Genomic DNA, 24651 nt, shown 5'->3' on the forward strand with positions numbered 1-24651 from the left:
GGTGGATGTCAATACACCGAAACATTGAGAGGATATTCAGGTGTTAGTAGATTCACATTGCCACCTCGACAAACTCAATTATAACGAGCTGCATACGGATGTCGCGGATGTGCTGGCGAAAGCGGAAGCACGCGGCGTCACTCATTTTCTGTCCGTTGGTGTCACACTGAAAAGTTTTCCGACCATGATGGACATGATTGCACCATTCAATCATGTGTTTGCGTCTTGTGGTGTGCATCCGTTAGATATTGAGGCTGGTTTTGATTACGACAAGCTGAAGGAATACGCCAGCAACGACAAAGTGGTTGCGATTGGTGAAACCGGTCTGGATTATCATTATCAGCCGGAACTGGCTGAACAGCAGCAGGAGATTTTCCGTCAGCATATTCGTCTGGCCGTTGAATTAAATAAGCCGCTGATTATTCATACCCGGATGGCGCGGGAAGATACGATTCAGATTCTGAAAGAAGAAGGAGCAGAGCGTTGCGGTGGTGTACTGCACTGCTTTACCGAAAGTCTGGAGATGGCAGAAGCCGCCATGGAACTGGGCTTTTACATTTCTATTTCTGGTATTGTCACTTTTAACAAAGCCGCTGAGCTGAAAGATGTGGTCAGCCGTTTGCCGCTGGAACGCTTACTGGTGGAGACGGATTCACCGTATCTGGCGCCAGTCCCTTATCGCGGCAAAGAAAATCAGCCCGCTTATGTAAAAGAAGTGGCGGACTATATTGGTTTGCTGAAAGGCGTTTCCGGAGAGGAAGTTGCCAGAGTTTCAACCGAAAACTTCTTCAGACTTTTTTCGCACGCAAAACAATGAACCTCAGAGAAAAGGAGCGAAAGCTCCTTTTTTTACGCCTTTCGTTTATGCCTTACTTTTATATTTGAATTTAAAGCCTTCATTCCTCTTTGCCGCCGCAATAAAGTGCTAAATACATTAAATGTTGTTTCGTTACATGAAGAAACAAGGGTTACAAAATTGAAATATAATTACATTGGTTTGCTGTGGGTGGGTTTTATGTTATCTATATGATTTTAAAGGGAAATCATCTGAAAATCGCTGTATTCCTTACTTTCTCCTGACTGTGATCCATCCGTCAAAGTGAAATTTACTTTCACGATCCGTTGGTATTCTTGATAACTGTCACGTTATATTTGGCGCCGCATTTTATACTTATGCCGAACAATAAAAACGAGTGGTGCTAGCATTATGACTACGGGGGTAGGTCGCTGGTAACCACTGAATACGTAGTAAACATCTCACTCAGGAGCACAATATGTTTAAGAACTTTTTTGCTAACCTGCAGAAAGTCGGTAAGGCGCTGATGCTGCCTGTATCGGTTCTGCCGGTAGCAGGTATTCTGTTAGGTGTAGGGGCGGCTAATTTCAGCTGGTTGCCAGAAGTCGTTTCTCACCTGATGGAGCAGGCAGGTGGATCAGTTTTCGGTCAAATGGCACTGCTGTTTGCGGTAGGTGTTGCGCTGGGCTTTACCAAAAATGATGGTGTCGCAGGTCTGTCGGCCATCGTGGGTTACGGCATCATGGTTGCCACGCTGAAAGTGATGGCTGACGTGATGGGTGTTGATAAAATCGACACCGGTGTTCTGGGCGGTATTCTGGCGGGTGGTGTCGCTGCCTGGGCCTTTAATCGTTTCTTTAAAATTCAGTTGCCTGAATATCTTGGTTTCTTTGCCGGCAAACGCGCCGTGCCAATCATTACCGGTTTCCTGTCGATTGCGTTGGGTGTCATTCTGTCATTTATCTGGCCACCCATCGGACACGCAATTGCGACTTTCTCTGACTGGGCTGCTAACCAAAATCCAGTGATGGCATTCGGTATTTACGGTGTGGTTGAACGCTCTCTGATTCCTTTTGGTCTGCACCATATCTGGAATGTTCCCTTCTTCTATGAAGCGGGTCAGTGTGTGAATGGTGACGGTGAAGCGGTTCGCGGTATCATGACTTGTTTCCTGACCGCTGATGACGCATCGCGTGCAGCAGGAAATGGCTTCGGCCAGCTGGCAGGTGGTTACCTGTTCAAGATGTTTGGTCTGCCAGCAGCAGCCTTTGCTATTGCGCATTGTGCGAAACCGGAAAACCGTGCCAAAGTGATGGGAATCATGGCTTCTGCTGCCCTGACATCTTTCCTGACCGGGATTACCGAACCGATTGAGTTCTCATTCCTGTTCATCGCCCCGGTACTATATGGTATTCACGCGCTGCTGGCGGGTCTGGCATATGTGCTGACCAACGCACTGGGTGTGGTTCATGGCCATACGTTCTCGAATGGTTTCATCGATTTCATTGTACAGATGCCTCGTGCTGATAATGTGTGGCTGCTGGTGGTGTTGGGTCTGGGTTACGCAGTGCTGTACTACGTGGTCTTCACCTTCGTTATTCGTGCGCTGGATCTGAAAACCCCTGGCCGTGAAGAAGAATCAGCGGAAACGGCGACAGTGGGCGGTTCCGACCTGGCGGGTGAACTGGTGGAAGCCTTTGGTGGCAAAGCCAATATCACAAACCTGGATGCATGTATTACACGTTTGCGTGTGAGTGTTGCAGACACGGCCATTGTCGATCAGGACAAACTCAAGCGCTTGGGTGCAGCCGGTGTGGTGGTTGTCTCAGGTGGTGTACAGGCGATTTTCGGAACCAAATCGGATAACCTGCGCACAGAAATGGACGAGTGGATTCGCAACAACGCGTAATCCGAAACTGAAATCCAATCTGTTGAAAGCCTGGCTCTTGCCAGGCTTTTTTCATTGCATGAAATGTTACGAGGGAAACTTTAGAGCGACAGAAAGAACAGCATCAGCACGGGCACCAGTAAACTCAGAATAAATCCACTGACGATGGCAATCGGAACGCAGCGGATTCCGCCACAGTTTTGGATGACAGGCAGCGTAAAGTCCATCGCTGTTGCACCAGCATACCCAATTGCCGTATTTGGATAGCGGGAAATCAGTGCGGGAATCATGGTTAATGCAATGAGTTCACGCATGAGTTCATTGAGAAAAGCAGCACCGCCATAGACTGGCCCAAGTCCGTCTCCCATTAATATCCCCGCCAGTGAATACCAGCCAAATCCAGACGCCATTGCCAATCCGTGAGTGACAGGGATATTCAGCATCCAGGCAGCAATCAGTCCACCGATCAGGGATGTTGTGATCATCACCAACGCAATCATCATGCCCTGACGATTGAGCAGGATTTGCTTGAGAGTCATGCCGCTGTTTCTCAACTGGATGCCAATTAAAAACAGCAGAACCAATAATATGATCTCACTGGCCTGATCAACCCAGCTCAGATCCATGTTCAGCAGCAGGCCAGCCAGAAGCCCGGCAGCCACGACCAGAATCAGCTTGACCGATTCGAGCAGCATTTTTGCCTTGGGAAGTTGCTGATGACCGTGTTGAGTTGTCAGCGGAAAGCCCTTGTCCAGTAAGGGAAGTACCAGCAGATTGCACACACTGATACAGAAAAAAAAGGTGAGGGTATACAGTAATATCTGGCTGAGATTTTCTCCCAGATTGTCCAGTCCGGCCAGGCTGAGTCCCATCAGTGCCAGAATGACCAGAACCAGCCGGGAGGTTTGCGCATTGATAAAGGCAAGCACGGACTCTTTTTTGACTGGAATCAGATAGCCGATAATGAGGGGAAAGAAAATAAATAACATTCCTGAAAACATGAGTATCCTTACAAAGATGTGGGTGTGCGGGTTGCATGGAAAAGGGTGCAATACGGCCGATGCGAGTCCGTTTGATGGCACAGTGGTATACACGGCTGTTCATGCATCCGGAAGCTTATCAGGCTGTTTAATGAATGGTCAATAGAGCGCTGTTTGTACACAGCGCAGACAGGCAGAGATTGTCGCTGGAGATTCAGGGTTGCCGATTAAAATCCACTGGCAAGCAGCACATGATTGATTTGTCGGTTAAATTCTGTGTCTGGCAGATTTGTCAGGTCATACATGACTTCAGCGCCAGCCAGATCCAGTTCAACTTCATGCTCTTCAATCGCGTCATCATCTTCTTTAAATAGCAGCAAGTGATTCGCCATGCGTGCGACATCTAAATAAGTGATGTCATCTTCTTTTTTATAGTCCGGAAAAATACGTTTGTTGCAGGCGACTTCCAGATAATCCTGATCAAATCCCCAATGCTTGAGAATATCTAAACTGGCTTTATTACAGCAATGTTCGAAAACATATTTAGCAAACGAGATATCGAGGAAATTCCCGTGATCTAAATAATGCTGGTATTCATGGATCAGACTAAAAAGACCAATATCGGCAAACAAACCGGAAAGGAGTGCTTTTTCCGGCTCGATTTTTAATTCAGGCCGGTGGCACAGCAAATGTTGTGTGATCAGCGCCATTGAGCCAGCCAATCGTCGGGATTGTGCTGCGCTTTTTAACAGCAGCGTTTTGCATTCATAGTCGAAGCTACTGTTGAGCTTGATATCCAGAACCGCTTTGGCCGTGATGATATCTCTGACGCGGAGAATACCCAGCCTGCTGACGGCGGTTTGAATATCATGACAAACAATATTTCTGCGGTTAAACATCATGGTATTGGATGTTTTGATCACCGTGGCGGCCATTCCTGGATCATTCAGCAAGACGTTGGCTGCATCACGGATCGTCGAATCTTCCCGATTACACAGTGCCTGAAGTTCAACCAGAACATCGGGGATCGGCGGGAGCTTCAGACGGTTGGTCTTGATGGCATTTTTCACAAGAGCGTGAAATTCCGACTGTAAGCCTGTCAAAAATTTGTCGTTTTCGGGTTTTAACCAGAAAAAAGATACATGCGACATGAGGGATTTATAACATAAGAGATTTGTAATTATTTTATCTTGGTCAGATGAGTTGAGTACACTAAGTGAGGTGATTTTTGAGAACAAAGTAAGGATTAGTTGATATCATCATCAAATAATTGTTGATTATCTAATAACTTGAGCAAGAATCGAGCAGTCAGCGATGGAGAATCCTGAGCAATAAGCAATTGTTTATAATGAACTTCCAGTGGCAGACATTCAATCCAGCGCTGACAGACCCAACTGAGGTTATCAAATTCCCCGTGCTGATAGAGCGCACCAATTTCAGGCATGCTGGCGAAAAACAGTTTGAGCTTCTCAACCAGACACTCATGTTTGTTGGCTAATGGGATAGGTGGCCATGCCCGAAAAGGAAGATAATCCGCCGTGAGCAGATCATCTGTTTCGCGTTTGACCGATAAGATTCTGATTTTTCTTTTCCCTTCTACAATGATGCTCAGCAGGCCACTCTCTAATGCATTAAAATCTACCACGCTGACCTGAGTTGCAATGGCAGGAATGCGGGTAATGTTCTCGTCACCATCCTCTTCATCGCTTCGCATGCACAATGCGAAATCACGCAATCCTTCAACGGATTCCTTCAGCATTCTCTGATAACGTTGTTCGGCAATGGTGATTTCGAGCTTTCCATCGGGCAAGACATGATTTACCGATGGAAGCAAAGCAATTTCAGGCATATTTTCCCCCTTGTTCTTCCTTAACCTTAGTCGCTCTGACCGGAGAGCACGATCTTGTGTAGCGTAAAATGACGGGTTCCACCCTCGTATTGCTTGTTGATAAATTCTACAGCAAGGTTGAGCTTACACCCCTGATTGCAAGATAACATGCGAAATATCACACTTTTGTTTGTGCATTGTTTCATATGTGGAATTTATAATTTCCCTGTGCCATGGTTGCATATGATAGTTGGCGTTGGTTTTAAATCGATAACGAAGAATAATTTTGGGAATAATGCTGTGTCACTCATTAAAGAAACATTCATTGATTACCTGGATACCTTTGTACCAAATGAACAACGTTCTATGTTTGGCGGAACTGGTATCTTCGTTCAGGGAGCGATGTACGCTCTGTTGTCAAATGGCAAGTTCTACATTCGCGGTGGTGAAAAATTAGATCACCAGCTGCTTGAATTAGGATGCCGAAAATTTAAGCACGTAAAACGAAGTACCGTGGCAATCGTGAATTATTACGACATTACGTCTGTTTATGCTTCACAGCCTGCACTTTGTGCGGACTTGGTGCAAAGCTCTATTGCAATTGCATTGAAAGAAAAGGTCATGAAGGGCGCTGCACGAAACCGACGGTTACGTGATTTGCCCAACCTCAGGCTGACGCTTGAGCGAATGATGAAGAAAGCAGGCATTGCCGATGTGGACAGTTTTTATCAGATGGGTGCTGTGGAATCGTATCTGATGGTGAAACAGTCGCAGGGCAAGAATGTCGATCAGAAGTTATTGTGGATGTTTGCAGGTGCTGTTGAAGGCTGCCACTGGACACTGCTGGATCCTTCTCTGAAAGAAGAGCTGCTGCTACAGTTAGAGCAGAGAAAGCCGTTCTTTTCATTTCAGTCGGATTCCGAAGCACGGGCCAGTGAAAGCATGTATTAAACATTGCAGTCTCAGACACTGAAACCGAAAAACCGGGTGCTTGTTGCGCCCGGTTTTTTCATGCATGTCAAAACAGGGATCCCCTTCAGCTATGCTTAGTTGAAGGGGACGTTCGGGAATGCATGATGAAGTTTCTCACAGGTGTTGGATGGCTTTGTTTCGGTTTGATCCAGATGCAGGCTATGGCTGTGAGCTTTGAAGACGAGCGGCAGCAATACAATGAGTGTGTCCTGCAATATGTGTCTCCGGCTGAAGAACCGGCAGCCATTACCTGGCTACTGAATGCCTGCCGGGAATTATATCTGGATAACATTTTGCTGACGGATAAAGATAAAGCGTATTACCAGTGCCTGCTTGACTTTATGTCTCAGTCAAGCAGGCTTGAGGCTACGCTGAGTATCAAGCAGGCCTGCCAGGACAAACACCGCTCTTTTTTACGTTAGGCTTCCGAGCGCTTCATTTGGCTCAGCAAGAATAAGAACGCTGCTGAGACGACTACGGAGGGACCTGCCGGGGTGTCGTAATGCCAGGACATTGACAGACCGAGAAACACAGAAATACAGCCAATCACAGTGGCAAGGACTGCCATGCTCTCGGGGCTTCTGGAAAAGCGTCGTGCCGTTGCCGGCGGAATGATCAGCAATGAAGTGATAATGATTGCGCCGACAAATTTCATCGCGACGGCGATCACCATGCCGACCATCAGCATCAGCAATAATCGCATCAGCTCAACATTCACGCCTTCGACCTGTGCCAGATCCTCGTTGATGGTCATCGACAGCAGTGGGCGCCACAGTGCAATGAGCAGACCCAGTACCAGTGCGCCACCCCCGTAAATCCAAATCAGATCTTCTGTTGATACAGCCAGCAGATCTCCGAACAGGTACGCCATCAGATCAATGCGAATATGATCCATAAAGCTGATTGCGACCAGACCCAGAGATAAAGCACTGTGCGCAAGGATACCCAGTAAGGTATCTGTGGCGATCACGCGTTGTTTTTGCAAGCTGACCAGAATGACCGCCAAAGTCAGGCAGCAAATCATCAGGGCCAGATTCAGGTTGATGTTGAACAAAAAGCCAAGCGCGATCCCAAGCAGTGAGGCATGGGAAAGCGTATCGCCAAAATAGGCCATTTTTCGCCATACCACAAAAGAGCCCAAAGGTCCGGCCAGCATCGAAATGCCAATCCCTGCGGCAAAGGCAGGTAACATAAATTCAAGCATCGTGGTTTCCGTGTTGACATGGACCAACCGGACTGCCGCCCAGATTGTGTTCGTGATTGTGATCATGGTGATACAGTGCCAGTTGCTCACTCTGCTGACGACCAAACAGGGCAACATAGGACGGGTGGCTGGTGATGGATTCCGGCTCTCCAGAACAACACACATGGTGCTGCAGGCAAATGACATGGTCGGTTTTCGCCATCACCAGGTGTAAATCGTGCGATACCATCAAAATCGCACAGTCCAGCGTGTCTCGCAGGGATTGAATCAGGCTGTACAGCTCAAGTTGTCCGTTCACATCAACGCCCTGAACTGGTTCATCCAAAACCAGCAGATCCGGATTTTGAAGCAGCGCACGGGAGAGCAGCACACGCTGCATTTCGCCGCCGGAGAGGCTGTGCATGTCGCTGTGAATCAGATGAGCGCTTCCGGCAAGCGTCAGTGCATCCAGCCGCTGCGGAGCACTGTAGCGGCCAGCCAGAGCCATAAAGCGGTCGACGGTCATCGGAAGCGCATTATTGAGCTGGAGTTTTTGTGGCACATAGCCGATCCGAATCCCTTTGGCGCGCAGGACACGGCCTGAAGTGGGTTTGCGCAATCCGGTGATCACTTTTACCAATGTGGACTTACCAGCACCATTCGGACCAATCAGTGTCGTGATCTGGCCTCGCTCTAACTGAAGCGAGACCTGATCCAAAATGTGGCGTCCGGCGGCATTCACGGTAACCTTTTGAAGTTCTACCAAGGGTTTGGCGGGCGTTGCAGTGGCCATAAAGGGATGAATCTCATTGCTATCTTGAGGTGTTATATTATAACATTCTCAATTGTCTTTTCATTGAATATTTTTAAGGTTGTATCATGTCACGTTTAAGGAACTGGTGTTGTGCCATCGCATGTTTGATGACGTTTACCGTTTCAGCCAAAGAAATGCATGTTGTGACCACAGTGCATCCGTTGAGCCTGATTGTACAGGAATTGGTGGCAGATGTCGGGACCAGCGAAACTTTATTACCTGCTGGCAGCTCTCCCCACGATTATGCATTGCGCCCTTCGGATGTGGAGAAGGTGAACAAAGCTGATCTGGTGATCTGGGTCGGTCCGGAGCTGGAATCGTTTCTGACCAAGCTGCTCGGAGACAAAAAGAATGCGATTGCATTGACGGCGCAATCCGAGATTACACTGCGAGAGTATGAAGAAGCCCATGCAGAACATGGGGAACATGATGCACATGGACATCATCATCACGGCACAGATCCGCACCTGTGGCTGGGTCCGGATCAGGCAATTGAGGCTGCAAAAGTGATCACCACTGCATTGATTGACGCTGACCCGTTGAATCGTGCGCAATATGAGGCTAACCTGTCTCGGTTCACTACCAGTGTCCATGAAACTGTACTGAAACTGAAGCAACAATTACAACCTTTGCAACACAAAGGCTATTACGTATTTCACGATGCGTATGGTTACTTTGAAGAAACGTTCGGTTTGAATAATCTGGGGCATTTTACGGTTTCACCAGATCGCCGTCCGGGTGCGAAAACTTTGATTCAAATTCGCAAAACGTTAAAGGAATCTCAGGTTCAATGCATTTTCAGGGAACCGCAGTTCTCACCTGCGGTCATTAACAGTGTTATTCATGGTAGTGATATAACGATTGGCACCCTGGATCCGATGGCAACGGATATTGCGATGGAACAGGGAGGATATGTCCTGTTTCTGCAAGAGCTTGGACGCAGTTTTACTGAATGTCTTAAATAACAATGAAAATATTAACGGTTGCAGCCAGACGGTTTTCACAGCTTCCCCGTCAACACCGAATTGCGCTTGCTTCAACATCACTTTTAGTGGCGGCTGCCTTTGTATGGCAGCCCAATATTCATTCACCGTCTCACGGTTCCCGGACTGACTCGGATTCACGTCGTGAAGTACAAATTGTCACTGACGACGTGATCTCGCTGTCTGACCAGAACAGTGAACCACTGGGCGTTGTCCTTGATCCGGAAGATCCTGATTTCCAGATCCCGAAAGATGAGCTGGAACAGCAGCTGGATCAGGCAACGGATATTGCACATGTTCACCGGGTGGCTTCCGGGGAAACGCTGGGTGAAATTTTCACACAGTATGCCTTGCCGCTTGCCGATATGTATCGCCTGATTGAAGTGGATAAGTCCATTCAGTTTTTGCGTGTCGGCCAGGCCATCGAATGGTCTCTGGATGAAGACGGGCGAATCAGTGAACTCTCCATTGAGCGTAGCCCGAAGTTTACCGACACCTATGTATTGTCGCCGACCGGATATACCCATCAGGAAGTAGAACGAACGGGTGAATTTAAGCCAGTGCGTCTCACAGGCCGGGTTTCTGGAAGTTTCTATCAGTCAGCTCGTGCTGCTGGTTTATCTCCAACGCAGATACAGACACTGGTGAAAGCCCTGCAATGGCGTTTTGACCTGGGTAAAGATGCTCGAAAAGGCGACCGTTTTGCCATCACGCTTGAACGTGAGTTTATTGATGGCAAAGCTGTCGGACAGGGCGAAGTGAAAGCACTGTATTACCTGAACGGTTCGAACGAAGTGTTTGCGATGCGTTACGACGATGGCGAGTTTTACGATGAAGACGGACGTAGCCTGAACCGGGCGCTGAACCGCTACCCGACCCAAAAACGCTTCCGGATCAGTTCTTCATTTGATCCGCACCGTAAGCATCCGATTACCCACCGGGTTTCGCCGCATAACGGGACAGATTTTGCTACGCCAATCGGTACCCCCGTTCTGGCTACCGGGGATGGTGTGGTCGTGAAAGCACAGAAGCACCCATTGGCCGGGAATTTCATCATGATCAAGCATGGCCGTGAGTATTCCACCCGTTATCTGCACCTGAGTAAAATCCTGGTGAAAAAGGGACAGAAAGTGCGGATGGGCGACAGAATTGCGCTGAGTGGGAATACCGGTCGTTCAACCGGGCCGCATTTGCATTATGAATTGCTGAAATACAACCGGGCCGTGAATGCAATGAAAGTGCCTTTACCTCAGGCAGAGCCTGTACCAAATAAAGCCCGCTCCGGTTACCGCAATCTGGCGAACCGGGAAAGGCAGAACCTGCTGGCTGTTATGCCAGGCTAATCTCTCAAAAACGCATCCAATCGGATGCGTTTTTATTTTTATCTCTGATGTAAACCGCTGTCCTGTTTCGCCTCTGCTCGTCTGGTTTCCAGACTGATTTCATTATTGAAAACATAGTGTTCAAAGTCTTCATCGGATCCGTTTGATATCGATCAAGTTTTATTGGACGCGCATCATTAACATTTAAAAATAAGAATGATTATTGTTGAGTGTTTTTCATGCGTTTATCAGAACTTTCTGTTGGAGATCATGCAGTGATCTCGGATATTGCAGGCTTGCCGTCTGAACAGCGAAAGCGTCTTGTCGCGCTGGGGCTATTGCCAAACACCCCGGTTCAGCTCATCCGCCGGGCGCCATTGGGTGATCCGTTGCAAGTCCGTCTCAGAGGATGTGATTTGGCCATTCAGAAAAGGATCGCCAACTGCGTCGAGGTCTGCCTGAAATGACCTCCCATATCATGCTGACCATTGGCAACCCAAACAGTGGTAAAACGACTTTGTTTAATGCTCTGACTGGTGCCCGTCAGAAAGTCGGGAACTGGCCCGGGGTCACGGTCGATAAGAAAACAGGCCGATATACAGCGCAGGACTGTCAGTATGTGATGACAGATTTGCCGGGACTTTATCAACTGGGCAGCGATGCCTCCGGCGCTGGCCTGGATGAAGCGATTGCTTCTCAGGTGGTGATGACGGAATCGGCAGATGTTGTGCTGAATGTCGTTGATGCTACCTGCCTGGAACGTGGACTGTATCTGACCCTGCAACTGCTGGAGTTAGGTTTGCCTGTGGTGGTTGTCCTGAACAAAATGGATGTATTACAGGCAAATCGTGAGCAGATCAACACAGAGAAGCTGGCTGTGCGTTTAGGGTGCCCTGTATTCACCGTTGCAGCGAATCAGGCTGAGTCTGTGGCCGGGTTTAAGCGTGCGCTGGCTCAGGTGCTTGCTGCGCCTGACTGGCAGGTCAGCAGGAGACAAACGGAACCTCGCTTTGAGGCTGCGATTGAAGCGGAAGTGGCGGTTTTACTGCAAATGGGGCTGAGAACAGAGGCAGGAAATGACCGCTTTCTGGCAACGCGAGGGATGGCGCTCAGAATGCTGGAAGGAGATGAACTGTTGCTCAAGGATCAGACGAAGACCTTGCAGCAGGCTGTTCAACAAAGCCGGTTGAGCATCGCATCACAGATCGATCCTGATATCAGTTTTGCAGAAACCCGATACAGTTTTCTGCATCAGCTCTGCACTCAGGTCCGTCGCCAGCAAGGTCAGTGCAGTCTGGCGGCCAGTGATGCGATTGACCGTTGGGTACTGCACCCCTGGCTGGGGTTGCCGATTCTGATGCTGGTGATGTATCTGATGTTTCTGGTCTCGATTAATGTTGGCAGTGCTTTTATTGATTTCTTCGATATCAGTGTCGGTACGGTGCTGGTCGATGGCGGACATCATGTGCTGGATGGCCGCTTGCCTGCATGGCTGGTGACCATTTTATGTGACGGGTTGGGGGGCGGTATTCAGACCGTGGCGACCTTTATTCCGGTGATTGCTTTTTTATACTTGATGCTTACCTTGCTGGAAAGCTCGGGATATATGGCCCGGGCAGCATTTGTACTCGACAAACTGATGCAAAAAATCGGCTTGCCCGGCAAAGCTTTTGTGCCACTGGTGCTGGGTTTTGGCTGTAATGTGCCCGCGATTATGGCAACCCGGACATTAGAGCAGGAGCGCGAGCGGCAGTTGGCTGCTGCGATGGCTCCGTTTATGTCCTGCGGTGCTCGTTTACCTGTCTATGCTTTGTTCGCGGCGGCGTTCTTTCCCCATCATGGGCAGCATCTGGTGTTTGCACTCTATCTGGCGGGGATTCTGGCCGCTGTGCTGACGGGTTTATTGCTAAGGCACACGCTTTTGCCCGGTTCCAGTGAAGCGCTGATCATGGAAATTCCAAGATATGAATGGCCTCAGGCCAGTGCTGTCCTGATACTCACCTGGCATAAGCTCAAACGCTTTGTGCTGGGAGCGGGGAAAACCATTGTGCTGGTGGTGACCTTACTGAGTTTCTTGAATTCAATCGGGACGGACGGGACTTTTGGTCATGAAGACAGTCCGGATTCTGTACTGGCGAAAACTGCACAGCTTGCGACGCCACTATTATCTCCCCTTGGGATTCAGCAAGAGAACTGGCCTGCAACGGTCGGGATCATGACGGGTTTGTTTGCCAAAGAAGCCGTTGTGGGAACGCTCAACAGTCTTTATGCCTCGCAGGACAACAGCAATGCGCCCTATGATTTGTGGGGTGGATTACAGGCGGCTGTAATGTCGGTTCCTGAAAATCTGGCTGCACTGAATTACAGTGATCCGCTGGGGATGAGTGTGGGTGATGTGGATGACACGACCATAGCTGCTTCTGAGCAGGGGGTCAGTGTTTCGGTCTACGACAGCCTCAGAACCGGATTCAACAGTGAGGCTGCGGCACTGTCTTATCTGATGTTCATTTTGCTTTATACCCCCTGTGTTGCGGCGGTGGGGGCGTATGCCCGTGAGTTTGGCCGCCGGTTTGCAATGTCGGTGGCGGCATGGACGATGTGGCTGGCCTTCAGTCTGTCGACTCTGTGTTATCAGGTGGCGCAACTGGGTAGCGGAAGCAGTGTCCGCTGGATAGCGGCAGTGCTGGTGCTGAATTGCCTCGTTGTCCTTGCTTTGAAACGTTATGGCCAGCGTCATATCAGCCAAAGGCTGAAGCGGGTACGGTCATGATCCTGCACCAGTTACGGGCACAGGTTGAACAGTCCGGCCGGATCAGTCGTCATCAATTGGCCCGGCAATTTGGTCTCAGTGAAGATGGGGTGGATGCCATGATGGCTCTGTGGCTGAGAAAAGGGGTGATTGGTCAGGAGCGTGGTGGTTGTCGCTCGGGAGATTGCTGTCTGCCCTCCGGTGAGGTCTGGTACCGGCTGCTCAAGCCGGATGAGCTACCGGTGACGGTGATCCTCAGATAATTCAGCAGGGAGAGCAGGGCTCTCCCTGCTTGTTTGATGTTTGAATTAGGCCGGTACGAAATCTGGCAAGACATGAAAAATAGATTTCAATTGCGCAACCAGGGCCAGCTCGTCATGGTTGCTGCGTTGTACCCCTTCTGTATTCCCCCAGACCGGGCCGGGCCAGGCAACATCAGTAGTGAAGCGGGCTATATGGTGAATATGCAGCTGTGGCACCAGATTGCCCAGAGCGCCGATATTGATCTTATCGGGATGAAAATGTGTCTCGAGCAGTTGTGCGGTGGCACAAGATTCAGTCATCAGTTGCTGCTGGTCTTCAACGGGCAGATGATGAATTTCGCGCAGGTTTTCGTACCTTGGCACCAGGATCAGCCAGGGGCCAATGGCTTCTCTGGATAGCAGGACCCGACATAAGGGTAAATCACCAATGACCAGAGTATCCGCGTTCAGTCGCGGATGAAGGTTGAAACTCATTGCAATATTCCTTCTTTTTATTAAGTGCTTCACAAGTCGGTTATCGGGTAGAAACAAATTCCATTCCCACCCGTTCAGCTCGCCCTAGGATAAACTACATATTGGAACGGCGGAAGCGGTGCGCCAAGCGTATCCCAAGCGACAAGAGACGAGGACAGGGGAAAATTCATGGCTGAAGATGAAAAGGTGTTAGATTACTGGTTTGGACCATTAAATGGCGATATCACTGAAGTGAATAAACAACGTCTCTGGTTTGAGGGGAGTGAGGCCATTGATCAGGAAATCACGGATAAATTTCGGATTCTTGTCAGTCAGGCGGGACGGGGGGAGCTGAATGGCTGGACGGAAACCCCCCGGGGCACTCTGGCGTTACTGATTTTACTGGATCAGTTCAGCCGGAATATCTACCGCGGGCTGGCGGCAGCTTTTCGTTATGATGTGCTGGCCCAGGCACTTTGTCGGCGCGGGCTGACAAAAAATTTTGACCGCGCCTTAGCCCCCATCGAACGGGTATTCTTTTATATGCCGCTTGAGCATTCAGAGGCACTGGAAGATCAGGAAGAAAGTCTGTTTCGTTTCGATCAGTTACGACAGTCGGTGTCACCTGAACATAAAGCGATGTTTGATGATTTTTATCAGTATGCGGTGAGCCATTATCAGGTGATCAAAGAATTCGGGCGTTTCCCGCACCGGAATGCAGCTTGCGGCCGCCTGTCCACGCGGGATGAAATCACTTTCCTCCAAACGGCATCCCGGTACGGACAATAATTGTTCAGCTCAAAGGCAGCACCCGGTTTCGTCCCAGATTTTTGGCCTGGAGTAAATATTTGTCCGCTCGGGCAAGGACTGCCAGGCCATTTTCCTTCCCGGACTGCTCTGCGACGCCCATCGAAGCGGTAATAGAGCGGACTGTTTTGCCAGACTGTTTGTCCTGCACGGCAATACTGGAAATCAGCTGGCGCAGTTGCTCTGCTTTTTGCCGCGCGAGCTGCAAATCGGCACCGGGCAGAATCATCACAAACTCTTCACCACCATAGCGATAAGCCTGCATACCTTGTTCGCACCAGGCTTGCAGGTGACGCGCAACCGAACACAGGACCTTGTCACCCATCAGGTGGCCAAAATCGTCGTTAAATATTTTGAAATGATCGATATCCAGTAAGATCAGGCTAAATGGGGTCTGGTATTGGATACAACTGTTCAGATCCTGCTGAAAAGCACGGCGATTGAGTAACAGTGTCAGTGGATCTTCATTGGCATGCTTCAGGCTGTCCTTGAGTGCTTTTTTCAGATTCTCGATTTCCTGCTGGGCATGATCCAACTGCTGATGGAGCAGGGTACTGGACTGATGCATGGTTTTGGATTCATCCAGTAGTTCCTGGACCAGTCCATTGGCTTCATGCACATTGACCCCCTGTGCGGCTTTCTGACTCAGCCGCTGACAGGTTCTGGTCAATGATTGCTGGAATGTATGGGTATCATTTCTGGATCCCGCCATGGTATGGCAGAGCTCATCCATAATGGCCTGCAGGCTGTGTGTAATCTGCCCCTGTGTACTGTCCGGCCGCTGAACTAAGTGGGTGCGGTAGAGGGAATCACTCAGGCTGGGCGGGCAATGACCATACTGTTCCAGACATTGATCCATGGCCTGATTGAGCATGGGGATCTGATTGGTGGTATAGCTGTACCACAATGCATAATTGACCGGTGTTGTCGGCACTTTATGCTTTATCATCAACGGAATTGTTTTACGCAACGTTTGAGTCGATGCGAGAAAATCGTCAGTTACACCGTTGTGGGTCACGTTTGAGTCGTCAAGGCTCATTACAACATTCCATGTAAAATTAAGCGTCAGATGATCCTGATTTACGGCATAAAAAAGCCTTCTTAGGATAACCCAGAAGGCTTTTTAAGTTTAGCACTGCTCTATTAGAGAACTGTGATATTCAGTCAGATTACATACGTTCTAACGTTTCGATACCCAGCAGATCCAATCCCTGGCGGATTGTTTTTGCTGTCAGCAGCGCCAGTTTCAGGCGGCTTTGTTTGACTGGTTCATCTGCATTCAGAATTGGGCAGGCTTCATAGAAGCTGGAGAAGTTTCCGGCCAGTTCGAACAGATAGCTGCACATCACATGCGGATGACCTTCACGGGCCACGGTCTCGACCGCTTCTTCAAACTGCAGCAGTTTCGACAGCAGCACCTGCTCTTTTTCGTCGTTGATGACCACAGGATGGGTTAGTTCATTTTCATTCAGACCCGCACGTTTGAAAACAGACATCACACGGGTGTATGCATACTGCATGTAAGGGGCTGTGTTGCCTTCAAAAGCCAGCATGTTATCCCAGTCAAAAACGTAGTCCGTGGTCCGATGCTTCGACAGATCGGCATATTTCACCGCAGCCATGGCAACAGTGGAAGCGATCTTCGCTTTCTCTTCTGCATCCAGTTCCGGGTTTTTGCTTTCGATCAGCGCAGTCGCACGGGATTCAGCTTCGTCCAGCAGATCGGTCAGACGAACGGTCCCTCCGGCGCGGGTCTTGAACGGACGGCCGTCTTTGCCCAGCATCATGCCGAAAGCGTGGTGTTCCAGAGACATGGTTTCAGGAATGTAGCCTGCTTTACGAACAATGGTCCAGGCTTGCATCAGGTGCTGGTGCTGACGGGAATCAATGAAGTACAGCACACGGTCGGCATTGAACTGCTCATGACGGTATTTTGCACAGGCAATGTCTGTGGTGGTGTACAGGAAACCGCCGTCGCGCTTCTGGATGATCACACCCATCGGCTCGCCGTCTTTGTTTTTGTATTCATCCAGAAAGACAACCTGTGCGCCATCATCTTCAACGGCCAGACCTTTGGCTTTCAGGTCTGCCACAATGCCAGGCAGCATCGGGTTGTACATGGATTCACCCATGACATCGTCACGCGACAGCGACACATTCATGCGGTCATAGTTGTGCTGATTCTGCTCCATGGTGATGTCGACCAGCTTCTTCCACATGTCCGCGCAGTACTGGTCGCCGCTTTGCAGTTTCACGACATAGTTTCGTGCACGCTCTGCGAAGGCTTCATCTTCGTCGTAAAGCTTTTTCGATTCACGGTAAAAAGCTTCCAGATCAGCCAGTTCCATGGAAATTTCGCCGGATGCCTGCTGAACACGCTCCAGATTGGCAATCAGCATGCCGAACTGAGTTCCCCAGTCACCGATGTGGTTGGCGCGAATGACGTGATGGCCCAAAAACTCCAGGGTACGGACCACGGCATCACCGATGATGGTTGAGCGCAGGTGACCCACATGCATTTCTTTCGCAACGTTCGGGGCAGAGTAGTCAACCACAATGTTTTGTTTTGGCTGGGTTGCAACACCCAGACGACTGTCCGCCAGTGCTTCTGATGCACGCTCAGCCAGCCATGCTTTATTCAGGAAAATATTGATAAAGCCCGGACCGGCAATCTCGACTTTTTCAGCCATGTCGCCCAGATCCAGCACATCAATGACTTTTTGTGCAAACTCGCGCGGGTTGGTTCCCAGCTTTTTCGCAACGCCCATCACACCATTGGCCTGATAGTCACCAAACTGAACTTTGGCGGACTGGCGAACGGCTGCAGGGCTGCCTGCAGGTGCGCCCGCTGCTTCCAGCGCCTGAGATACTTTGTCGTTAATGAGTGCTTGAATGTTCACACGTCTTTCCTTTAAATCGGGTCTGTCGCCTGCCGCACAGGCAAAACTCTTGGGTATTCAAAGTTGTATTCGTTACAGCCCAGTGCGATTACCGATGCTTAGCGTGGTCAGCAATGGCATCAGAAGGGAGCATTGACCACTCTGATGACAAAAAAAAGGTGATTCGGGTTACACTGACGAGAGCTTGATGGCTGCCTGAAAACGGCTGTATGAATACAAAAATCAGTTAGCCGTAATAATACCCATAAATACAGGGTATTTGGCAAGGTGAAAAGGCGAACATCGCCGATTTTTTTCCGGCTGAATGTCCGCAGCCTGCTTTCCCGGCAAGGCTTTTGCTGAAAAGGAATCTGTGGATAATGGGCGCCCTGAATGAGCGAGGAGAATTCATATGCAGGATTTACGGCAGGCAAACCTTCATCCGGAACAAATGCTGGCCCAGTTGCCTGAGTTTATGGCGAAAATTTCGGCACTGGCGGAACAGTTGGGGCTTGATTTATCTGCTTGTCAGGCCGATCACCTGGCACTGCGGGTGAATGATGCTGCCCTGGCCGCACAATTGCATCAGGCCTGGCTTGAGTATGGTGAGGAATGGTCAACCAATGAAATCAATGGCCGTCCGATAGTCGTGATTGGATTCCATCAGCTCCTGCAAGCCGGTGACTGGCAGATTGAAGCGCTTGAGCTGCCATATCCGGGCGATAAGCAATACCCGCAGCAAGGGTGGGAGCATGTGGAATTCGTCGTGCCTTGTCAGGCTGCAACGACGGATGCGCTGAAAACCGAGCTGGAAAATGTTTTCCCTGCGCTGGACTGGCAGGCGGTGGAACAGGCTGGCATACAGGTGAAAGCAAGCACACCCTCCGGTGAGAAAGAGCGGCTGGCAAATCCGACCTTTGCATTCAAAAAAGGGGGCGTTTGTATCAAGCTGCATCCCTGCTCACTGAAAGCTGTGATTGAAAGCGAAGGCTGAACTAAAAACGGGGAAGCTGGCTGGCTTCCCCGGCGGTTTGTTTTCTGAGCTTTACAGTACGACGGTACGGTTGCCGTAAACAAAAACTTTGTCGTCCAGCACCAGACTCAATGCTTTGCTCAGGACCGATTTCTCAACATCCCGGCCTGAACGGGCCATATCTTCAGCGCTGTAATTGTGATCCACTGGAATTACGTTCTGGGTGATGATCGGCCCTTCGTCCAAATCATTGGTGACAAAGTGAGCGGTGGCCCCGATGATTTTGACGCCGCGCTCGTAAGCTTGCAGGTAAGGCTTAGCCCCGATAAACGCCGGAAGGAAACTGTGGTGAATATTGATGATCCGGTGCGGATATTGGGCCACGAAATCCGGGGTCAGAATGCGCATATATTTTGCAAGTACCACGTAGTCTGGTGTGTACTGCGCAATGCAATCCAGTAGTTTGGCTTCGTGTTCTTCACGGTTCAGGCCTTCATGGTCGACGTGATGGAATGGAATCCCGAACTTTTCAACCAGATTTGCCAGCTTGTCGTAATTGCCCACCACGGCAGCAATGTCCACATCCAGCGTCCCGTCATAGGCTTTGACCAGAATATCACCCAGACAATGGGCTTCTTTGGTCACCATGATGACGATTTTCTTTCGCTCTGAGCTGACCAGTCGACGGTGACTGCCTTCCGGCAGTGCGCGGTCTAAATCGAACAGGAAAGTGTCATCATTGAATACGCCTTCCAGTTCGGTGCGCATAAAAAACTGGCGGTGGCCGTGATCGACAAATTCTTTATTGTGGACAATATTGAGCTGATGTTTGTAGCAGATGTTGGTGATTTTAGAAATCAGTCCCATTGCATCCGGGCAGTCGGTCAGCAGGGTTTTCTTTTCCATGGTGTCCTTCGTTGCGTGCATATTTTATGAGTTATATTGAGTGTCAGGCCATCCCCGTCGGGCATGGATGACAGAACCTCATTGTTTACATGGGATTGATCCCGGCGTCAAAACTTTTGTGATCTCTCTCAATAATTTTTTGGCAGCCTCGTGACTGGCTGTCACTCTGCTTTCTTGGCATAATCGGCCGATACTGGATAAATAACCAATAGACTGACCCGAATGATTGCGAAATTTTTTCAACCCGGCGGTGCGCTGGAAAAAGCCATTCCCGGATTTCAGGCACGCCAGCCCCAGATTGACATGGCAGAAGCGGTTGAGAACGCAATCAAGCATCAGCATCAGCTGGTGGTCGAGGCGGGCACCGGGACGGGAAAAACCTTTGCTTATCTGGTGCCTGCATTGGTGAAAGGCCATAAAACAATCATCAGTACCGGTTCTAAAAACCTTCAGGAGCAGTTGTTCAACCGTGATTTGCCTTTAATGACCGACGCGCTGGGATTTACCGGCAAAGTGGCATTACTGAAAGGGCGGTCGAACTATCTGTGTCTGGATCGCTTGAGCCGTCAGATCACTGAGAGCCACGGTGGGTTTGTCGATCAGGCTCAGCTCAGTCAGCTGGTGACTATCCGAAGCTGGTCTTCTGCAACCAAAACGGGCGATGTCAGCGAATGTGATGCCATTCCGGAAGACAGCCCGGTGATCCCCATGATCACTTCAACGAATGACAATTGTCTGGGACGCGAGTGTCCGTCTTATGAAGATTGTTTTGTGGTGAAAGCTCGCCGCAAAGCCATGGACGCGGATGTTGTGGTGGTCAATCATCACTTGTTCATGGCCGATCTCGCCATCAAAGAAACCGGGTTCGGTGAGCTGATCCCGGAAGCCGATGTCTTTATTTTTGACGAAGCCCACCAGATCCCGGATATCGCCAGCCAGTACTTCGGGCAGAGCCTGTCGAGTCGTCAGCTTCAGGAACTGGCTAAAGATATTACCATTGGCTACCGCACTGAAGCGCGCGATATGCGTCAGCTGGAGAAGATGGCCGACCGGCTCAGTATGGCTGCCTCGGACATGCGCATGGTTCTGGGCGAACCCGGCTATCGCGGCAACTGGCGCGATGCAGTCAGCAGCCCGGCGATTCAGCGGGAACTGACCCGGCTGAATGACGCGCTGGAACTGGCGCATGATGTGCTGAAATTGGCTCTGGGGCGGAGCGAATTGCTCGATGCCGCATTCGAGCGGACGACTTTACTCAAAGCCCGTCTCAAACGGTTGTGTGACACATCGATCACCGGCTATTCCTATTGGTACGAGTGCACGCCAAGACACTTTAGTCTGCATATTACGCCGTTGTCGGTCGCAGAAAAGTTTCATGAGCAGATTGAACAGCAGAAAGGCGCATGGATTTTTACATCGGCGACGCTGGCGGTGGACGAGGATTTTGGTCACTTCAGCCATCGTCTGGGTTTACAGCCTGCGGCACAGATGTCACTGCCCAGTCCGTTTGATTATGAGCAGCAGGCGTTGCTGTGTGTACCGCGTTTCTTGCCGGAGCCAAACAGTCATGGCATGGCCGCGAAACTGGTGAGCATGATGGCCCCCGTGATTGAAGCGAATCAGGGACGGTGTTTTTTCCTGTGCACCTCACATCAGATGGTCCGGGAATTGGCCGAAGGATTTCGTGAGTGCCTGTCGTTGCCGGTGCTGGTTCAGGGCGAAACCAGCAAACAAAAATTGCTGGCAGAATATCTGGAATTGGGAAATGCGCTGCTTATTGCAACAGGTGCGTTCTGGGAAGGCATCGATGTTAGAGGGCAAGCGCTCAGCTGTGTTATTATCGACAAACTTCCTTTTACCGCGCCGGATGATCCATTGCTGAAGGCCCGGATTGAGGATTGCCGCCTGCGTGGCGGGGATCCATTCTCGCAAGTTCAGATACCGGATGCGGTGATCACCCTGAAGCAGGGTGTCGGCCGTTTGATTCGGGACCAGCAGGACAAAGGCGTGCTGGTGATTTGCGATAACCGTTTGGTCACGCGCCCTTATGGCGCTGTATTTTTACGAAGCTTGCCGCCGATCCCCCGGACCCGGGATGTGAACGGCGTCGGGCAGTTTCTGTCTGGCCTGCATCAGGCGCAGGACATTGCAGACAGCCAGCATTCAGAGGCTTGAATGAGCAGTAAGATTTTAGCTGTAGATACCGCGACCGAGAATTGCTCCGTCGCGCTTATATCAGGAAGCGAAGTGATCGCACGTTGTGCGTTTGCGCCGCGTGAGCACACCACCAAAATTTTGCCTATGGTTGATGAAGTTCTGGCAGAAGCCGGATATCGTCTGGGCGAACTGGACGCACTGGCCTTTGGCCGGGGACCGGGCAGTTTTACCGGGGTTCGCATTGGTATTGGGATCGCTCAGGGATTGGCGTTCGGTGCAGATCTGCCCATGATTGGGGTGTCTACACTGGCGGCAATGGCTCAGGGGACGTACCGCAAACATCAGGCAGAATACGTTCTGGCAGCCATCGATGCCCGAATGGGCGAAATCTACTGGGGTCAGTATCAGCGTCAGGTCAATGGCGACTGGAAGGTTCTGGGCGATGAAGCCGTGTTCCCACCTGAATTGGCTGCAGATCGTTTGATTGCTGTGCCTGAAGCCCGCTGGTTGACCGCAGGGACCGGCTGGAAAAGTTATGAGGAACAATTAGCGGCGCTGGCGGTCGAAAAGCAAGTCAGTACAGTCCTTTATCCTGAAGCCCAGGATATGGCCTGGCTGGCTCAGTTTGCTTTGCAGCGTGGCGAAACGGTCGATGCTGAGCATGCCAGTCCGGTTTATCTGCGTGATGAAGTCACGTGGAAAAAATTGCCTGGTAGAGAATAAACGAATCAGGACATGACGCCTTTATGGTCACCATACCGCGTTTACCGACAACCACTCAGGCGCCGCAGCGAACCCGGCGGACGAACCGAAAGCAGAAAACTGAAATTTCTGCTTCGTCTGCACCTCAGCCGACTGTGGTGGCTCAAGTTGTTGCGGAAACGATCAAAGATCCGGCGCTGATAGAAAATGCGCGCAGTCAGGTGCAATACGATAGCCCGCAGGGCAAAAATAAACAGGCATTGTCAGCCTATATGGACGTATTGCATCAGGCCAAACGGGAAGAATACGCCCGGCTGCTTGGTATCGACTTGTTCGTTTAAGTGTTGCAGAGCTGTTCTTGAACGCTTCTTTGAAAAGGATCTTATGGTGAAAAAGTCAATTCTTGGCGTGACCCTGCTGTTATTGAGCGGCTGTAGCCAACTGCCGGAAAGTTTGCAAACCGCTGCCGAGCAGCCCATCACTGATCTGACGATGGTGATTGAAAATCCGCAAGGTGTGCAGGGTAAAGATGTCAGGCTTGGTGGCGTGATTGCATCCGTTGTGAATGAAGCCGATCGTACCCGGCTAGAGATCGCAAGCTTGCCCACTGATCGTTCCGGACGACCGGATATCCAGGCAAAGCCGCAGGGCCGCTTTATCGCTTATCTGGACGGTTTTGCCGATCCGATTGAATATGCTGCAGGTAAACTGGTGACCGTTGCCGGTCAGCTTCGCGGCAGCGAAATTGGTCAGATTGGTCATTTCGATTACACCTATCCGGTTGTTTTTGCACAAGGTCAGCAGGTCTGGCAGGTGAAAGAACGTATTCGTCTGGATGACATCGACGCCTATTACCGCTGTCTCGGGATACGTTGCCAGTATATTCACTACGGTTTCCGGCCGGGTGATGCGACCGTTCACTATCAACTGACGCCGTAGCCCTTTGTTTTACTGCGACCTCTGAATCAGAGATCAGCGCAGACCGAATGAGAATTCCCCATGATGCACGAATGCCGATTGCACCTGGCCGAAACTGAGTTGGCTGTCCTGGCTTCTTTCCAGCCCTGCCGGGGGGCCTTGCAGGCGGGAAGGCTGAAGGCGTTAGATTCGGAAAACCGGCCGATATTGCTCTGCCTGCATGGCTGGCATGATAACGCTGCCAGTTTTACACCTTTGTTTGAACCACTGAGTCAGGTATTTCATCTGGTTGCGATAGACTGGCCCGGACATGGGCTGTCAGCGCATCGCGATCCGGATAATTATTACTATTTCATGGATTACGTCGACACGCTGGCGCAGGTGATGCAGGCTATTTCCGGGGAATCTGTGATGCTGATGGGGCATTCATTAGGTGCGCTGGTGGCTGCTGCTTATGCAGGCGCTTATCCGGAAGCGGTGTCTGGCCTGATCCTTATCGAAGGACTGGTTCCGCTGTATGAAAATGCAGCCTTGGCTGCGGATCGGTTGCGCAGCGGGATCGACAGCCGGATGAAACGACGGCAACGACAGAAGCCCGCACTTAAGATGGACTCATTTCAGGCCGCATTGTCAGTACGTTGTCGTGTCAACGGACTAACTTCGGAACAATTGCTGCCTTTGGTGCAGCGCGCGATTTATCAGGATGGTGAAGGCTGGTCCTGGCGTCATGATGACAAGTTACGCTGTGACTCATTAATCCGGCTGACCGAGGCGCAGTCGAAAGCACTGGTCGCCAGCATTGAATGCCCGGTGCTTTCCATTGTTGGCGACAAGGGATTTGCTCACTTAAAAGCGCCGGAGTCAGGCTTGTCCTGGTTTGCCAGCGCAGATCAGATTGTCGTGCCGGGCGGGCATCATTGCCATCTGGAAAGTCCCCAAAAGGTTTGTGATCAGATTTTGCTGTTGACTTCAAAGTTCAAACAGCTGGTCTAATCAGTTGTGTTAATTCAATGTTAATTGTGCTGTAATGCTTGCTTAGAACAAGTGTTTGAATATTCCGCTACAGCAATTTTATGGC

Annotated in this window: 25 protein-coding genes; 16 read left to right on the forward strand and 9 right to left on the reverse strand. The window is 50.3% G+C overall.

Translation table 11 applies throughout. The annotated features are described in order from the left end of the window. Positions 1–40: 40 nt before the first annotated feature. Positions 41–817 carry a TatD family hydrolase gene (locus KDD30_RS04375; RefSeq protein ID WP_211647564.1) on the forward strand — a complete coding sequence of 259 codons (777 nt, stop codon included), beginning with the start codon at positions 41–43 and terminating at the stop codon, positions 815–817. Between the two features lie 457 nt (positions 818–1274). Continuing rightward, positions 1275–2705, forward strand: coding sequence for a PTS glucose transporter subunit IIBC (ptsG, locus tag KDD30_RS04380; protein ID WP_211647565.1), 1431 nt, complete (start codon positions 1275–1277; stop codon positions 2703–2705). Positions 2706–2785: 80 nt separating this feature from the next. Here the strand turns inward: ptsG and KDD30_RS04385 are convergent, their stop codons facing one another. The 3 genes from KDD30_RS04385 to KDD30_RS04395 form a co-directional block, all read right to left on the reverse strand. Continuing rightward, entirely contained in the window at positions 2786–3685 is a 900-nt protein-coding gene (locus tag KDD30_RS04385; RefSeq protein WP_211647566.1) for a lysine exporter LysO family protein, read from the reverse strand. A 206-nt stretch (positions 3686–3891) separates the two neighbouring features. Continuing rightward, the gene (locus KDD30_RS04390) at positions 3892–4815 is read right to left on the reverse strand and encodes an HDOD domain-containing protein (protein ID WP_211647567.1); all 924 of its coding nucleotides are present in this window, start codon (positions 4813–4815) and stop codon (positions 3892–3894) included. Positions 4816–4910: 95 nt separating this feature from the next. Further along, positions 4911–5513 carry an LON peptidase substrate-binding domain-containing protein gene (locus KDD30_RS04395; protein ID WP_211647568.1) on the reverse strand — a complete coding sequence of 201 codons (603 nt, stop codon included), beginning with the start codon at positions 5511–5513 and terminating at the stop codon, positions 4911–4913. Positions 5514–5660: 147 nt separating this feature from the next. Here KDD30_RS04395 and KDD30_RS04400 point away from each other — a divergent pair, with 147 nt between their 5' ends. Then, positions 5661–6443: a TfoX/Sxy family DNA transformation protein gene (locus KDD30_RS04400; RefSeq protein ID WP_371826065.1), complete on the forward strand. Its 783-nt coding sequence runs from the start codon at positions 5661–5663 to the stop codon at positions 6441–6443. A gap of 122 nt (positions 6444–6565) precedes the next feature. Beyond that, positions 6566–6886: a VF_A0006 family four-cysteine protein gene (locus KDD30_RS04405; RefSeq protein WP_211647569.1), complete on the forward strand. Its 321-nt coding sequence runs from the start codon at positions 6566–6568 to the stop codon at positions 6884–6886. Here KDD30_RS04405 and znuB read toward each other — a convergent pair. Both znuB and znuC read right to left on the reverse strand, forming a co-directional pair. Then, a complete protein-coding gene (gene znuB / locus KDD30_RS04410; RefSeq protein WP_211647570.1) occupies positions 6883–7668 on the reverse strand; it encodes a zinc ABC transporter permease subunit ZnuB in 786 nt (261 codons plus the stop codon). The genes KDD30_RS04405 and znuB overlap by 4 nt on opposite strands. Beyond that, a complete protein-coding gene (gene znuC, locus KDD30_RS04415; protein WP_211647571.1) occupies positions 7661–8440 on the reverse strand; it encodes a zinc ABC transporter ATP-binding protein ZnuC in 780 nt (259 codons plus the stop codon). Before znuC ends, znuB begins: the two co-directional genes overlap by 8 nt. An 86-nt stretch (positions 8441–8526) precedes the next feature. Here znuC and znuA point away from each other — a divergent pair, with 86 nt between their 5' ends. The 5 genes from znuA (at position 8527) to KDD30_RS04440 (ending at position 13778) form a co-directional block, all read left to right on the forward strand. Next, a complete protein-coding gene (gene znuA, locus KDD30_RS04420) occupies positions 8527–9426 on the forward strand; it encodes a zinc ABC transporter substrate-binding protein ZnuA (protein WP_211647572.1) in 900 nt (299 codons plus the stop codon). Positions 9427–9428: 2 nt separating this feature from the next. Further along, positions 9429–10787, forward strand: a complete 1359-nt coding sequence (gene mepM, locus KDD30_RS04425) for a murein DD-endopeptidase MepM (RefSeq protein WP_211647573.1) — start codon at positions 9429–9431, stop codon at positions 10785–10787. Between the two features lie 218 nt (positions 10788–11005). Next, on the forward strand, positions 11006–11233 hold the full coding sequence (locus KDD30_RS04430; protein WP_211647574.1) for a FeoA family protein: 228 nt from the start codon (positions 11006–11008) through the stop codon (positions 11231–11233). After that, positions 11230–13536, forward strand: coding sequence for a Fe(2+) transporter permease subunit FeoB (feoB, locus tag KDD30_RS04435; RefSeq protein WP_211647575.1), 2307 nt, complete (start codon positions 11230–11232; stop codon positions 13534–13536). The genes KDD30_RS04430 and feoB overlap by 4 nt, the downstream gene beginning before the upstream one ends. Beyond that, on the forward strand, positions 13533–13778 hold the full coding sequence (locus tag KDD30_RS04440; protein ID WP_211647576.1) for a FeoC-like transcriptional regulator: 246 nt from the start codon (positions 13533–13535) through the stop codon (positions 13776–13778). The genes feoB and KDD30_RS04440 overlap by 4 nt, the downstream gene beginning before the upstream one ends. A 45-nt stretch (positions 13779–13823) precedes the next feature. On the opposite strand, the gene KDD30_RS04445 is transcribed toward KDD30_RS04440, so the two are convergent. After that, the gene (locus KDD30_RS04445) at positions 13824–14252 is read right to left on the reverse strand and encodes an HIT domain-containing protein (protein ID WP_211647577.1); all 429 of its coding nucleotides are present in this window, start codon (positions 14250–14252) and stop codon (positions 13824–13826) included. Between the two features lie 168 nt (positions 14253–14420). Here KDD30_RS04445 and KDD30_RS04450 point away from each other — a divergent pair, with 168 nt between their 5' ends. Beyond that, a complete protein-coding gene (locus tag KDD30_RS04450; protein ID WP_211647578.1) occupies positions 14421–15020 on the forward strand; it encodes a DUF924 family protein in 600 nt (199 codons plus the stop codon). A gap of 4 nt (positions 15021–15024) precedes the next feature. Here KDD30_RS04450 and KDD30_RS04455 read toward each other — a convergent pair whose 3' ends face one another. After that, positions 15025–16077 (reverse strand): GGDEF domain-containing protein, encoded by a 1053-nt coding sequence (locus tag KDD30_RS04455; protein WP_211647579.1) that lies wholly within the window; start codon positions 16075–16077, stop codon positions 15025–15027. Between the two features lie 130 nt (positions 16078–16207). After that, positions 16208–17938, reverse strand: a complete 1731-nt coding sequence (gene argS / locus KDD30_RS04460; protein WP_211647580.1) for an arginine--tRNA ligase — start codon at positions 17936–17938, stop codon at positions 16208–16210. 391 nt (positions 17939–18329) lie between these two features. Between argS and KDD30_RS04465 the strand changes: the two genes are divergently transcribed. Next, a complete protein-coding gene (locus KDD30_RS04465) occupies positions 18330–18911 on the forward strand; it encodes a VOC family protein (RefSeq protein ID WP_211647581.1) in 582 nt (193 codons plus the stop codon). Between the two features lie 51 nt (positions 18912–18962). On the opposite strand, the gene purU is transcribed toward KDD30_RS04465, so the two are convergent. Next, the gene (gene purU, locus KDD30_RS04470; RefSeq protein ID WP_211647582.1) at positions 18963–19796 is read right to left on the reverse strand and encodes a formyltetrahydrofolate deformylase; all 834 of its coding nucleotides are present in this window, start codon (positions 19794–19796) and stop codon (positions 18963–18965) included. A 222-nt stretch (positions 19797–20018) separates the two neighbouring features. On the opposite strand from purU, the gene KDD30_RS04475 reads away from it, so the two are divergent. Genes KDD30_RS04475 through KDD30_RS04495 form a run of 5 tightly spaced genes read left to right on the forward strand, consistent with a single transcriptional unit; the run spans position 20019 to position 24566 of the window. After that, on the forward strand, positions 20019–21971 hold the full coding sequence (locus KDD30_RS04475; RefSeq protein WP_211647583.1) for an ATP-dependent DNA helicase: 1953 nt from the start codon (positions 20019–20021) through the stop codon (positions 21969–21971). Then, on the forward strand, positions 21972–22676 hold the full coding sequence (tsaB, locus tag KDD30_RS04480) for a tRNA (adenosine(37)-N6)-threonylcarbamoyltransferase complex dimerization subunit type 1 TsaB (protein ID WP_211647584.1): 705 nt from the start codon (positions 21972–21974) through the stop codon (positions 22674–22676). Positions 22677–22699: 23 nt separating this feature from the next. Beyond that, on the forward strand, positions 22700–22996 hold the full coding sequence (locus tag KDD30_RS04485) for a chromosome segregation ATPase (protein ID WP_211647585.1): 297 nt from the start codon (positions 22700–22702) through the stop codon (positions 22994–22996). Between the two features lie 43 nt (positions 22997–23039). Continuing rightward, on the forward strand, positions 23040–23594 hold the full coding sequence (locus KDD30_RS04490; protein WP_211647586.1) for a Slp family lipoprotein: 555 nt from the start codon (positions 23040–23042) through the stop codon (positions 23592–23594). Between the two features lie 60 nt (positions 23595–23654). Further along, on the forward strand, positions 23655–24566 hold the full coding sequence (locus KDD30_RS04495; RefSeq protein WP_249199197.1) for an alpha/beta fold hydrolase: 912 nt from the start codon (positions 23655–23657) through the stop codon (positions 24564–24566). Positions 24567–24651 lie beyond the last annotated feature (85 nt).

Source organism: Photobacterium sp. GJ3, from assembly GCF_018199995.1.
GTDB lineage: Bacteria > Pseudomonadota > Gammaproteobacteria > Enterobacterales > Vibrionaceae > Photobacterium.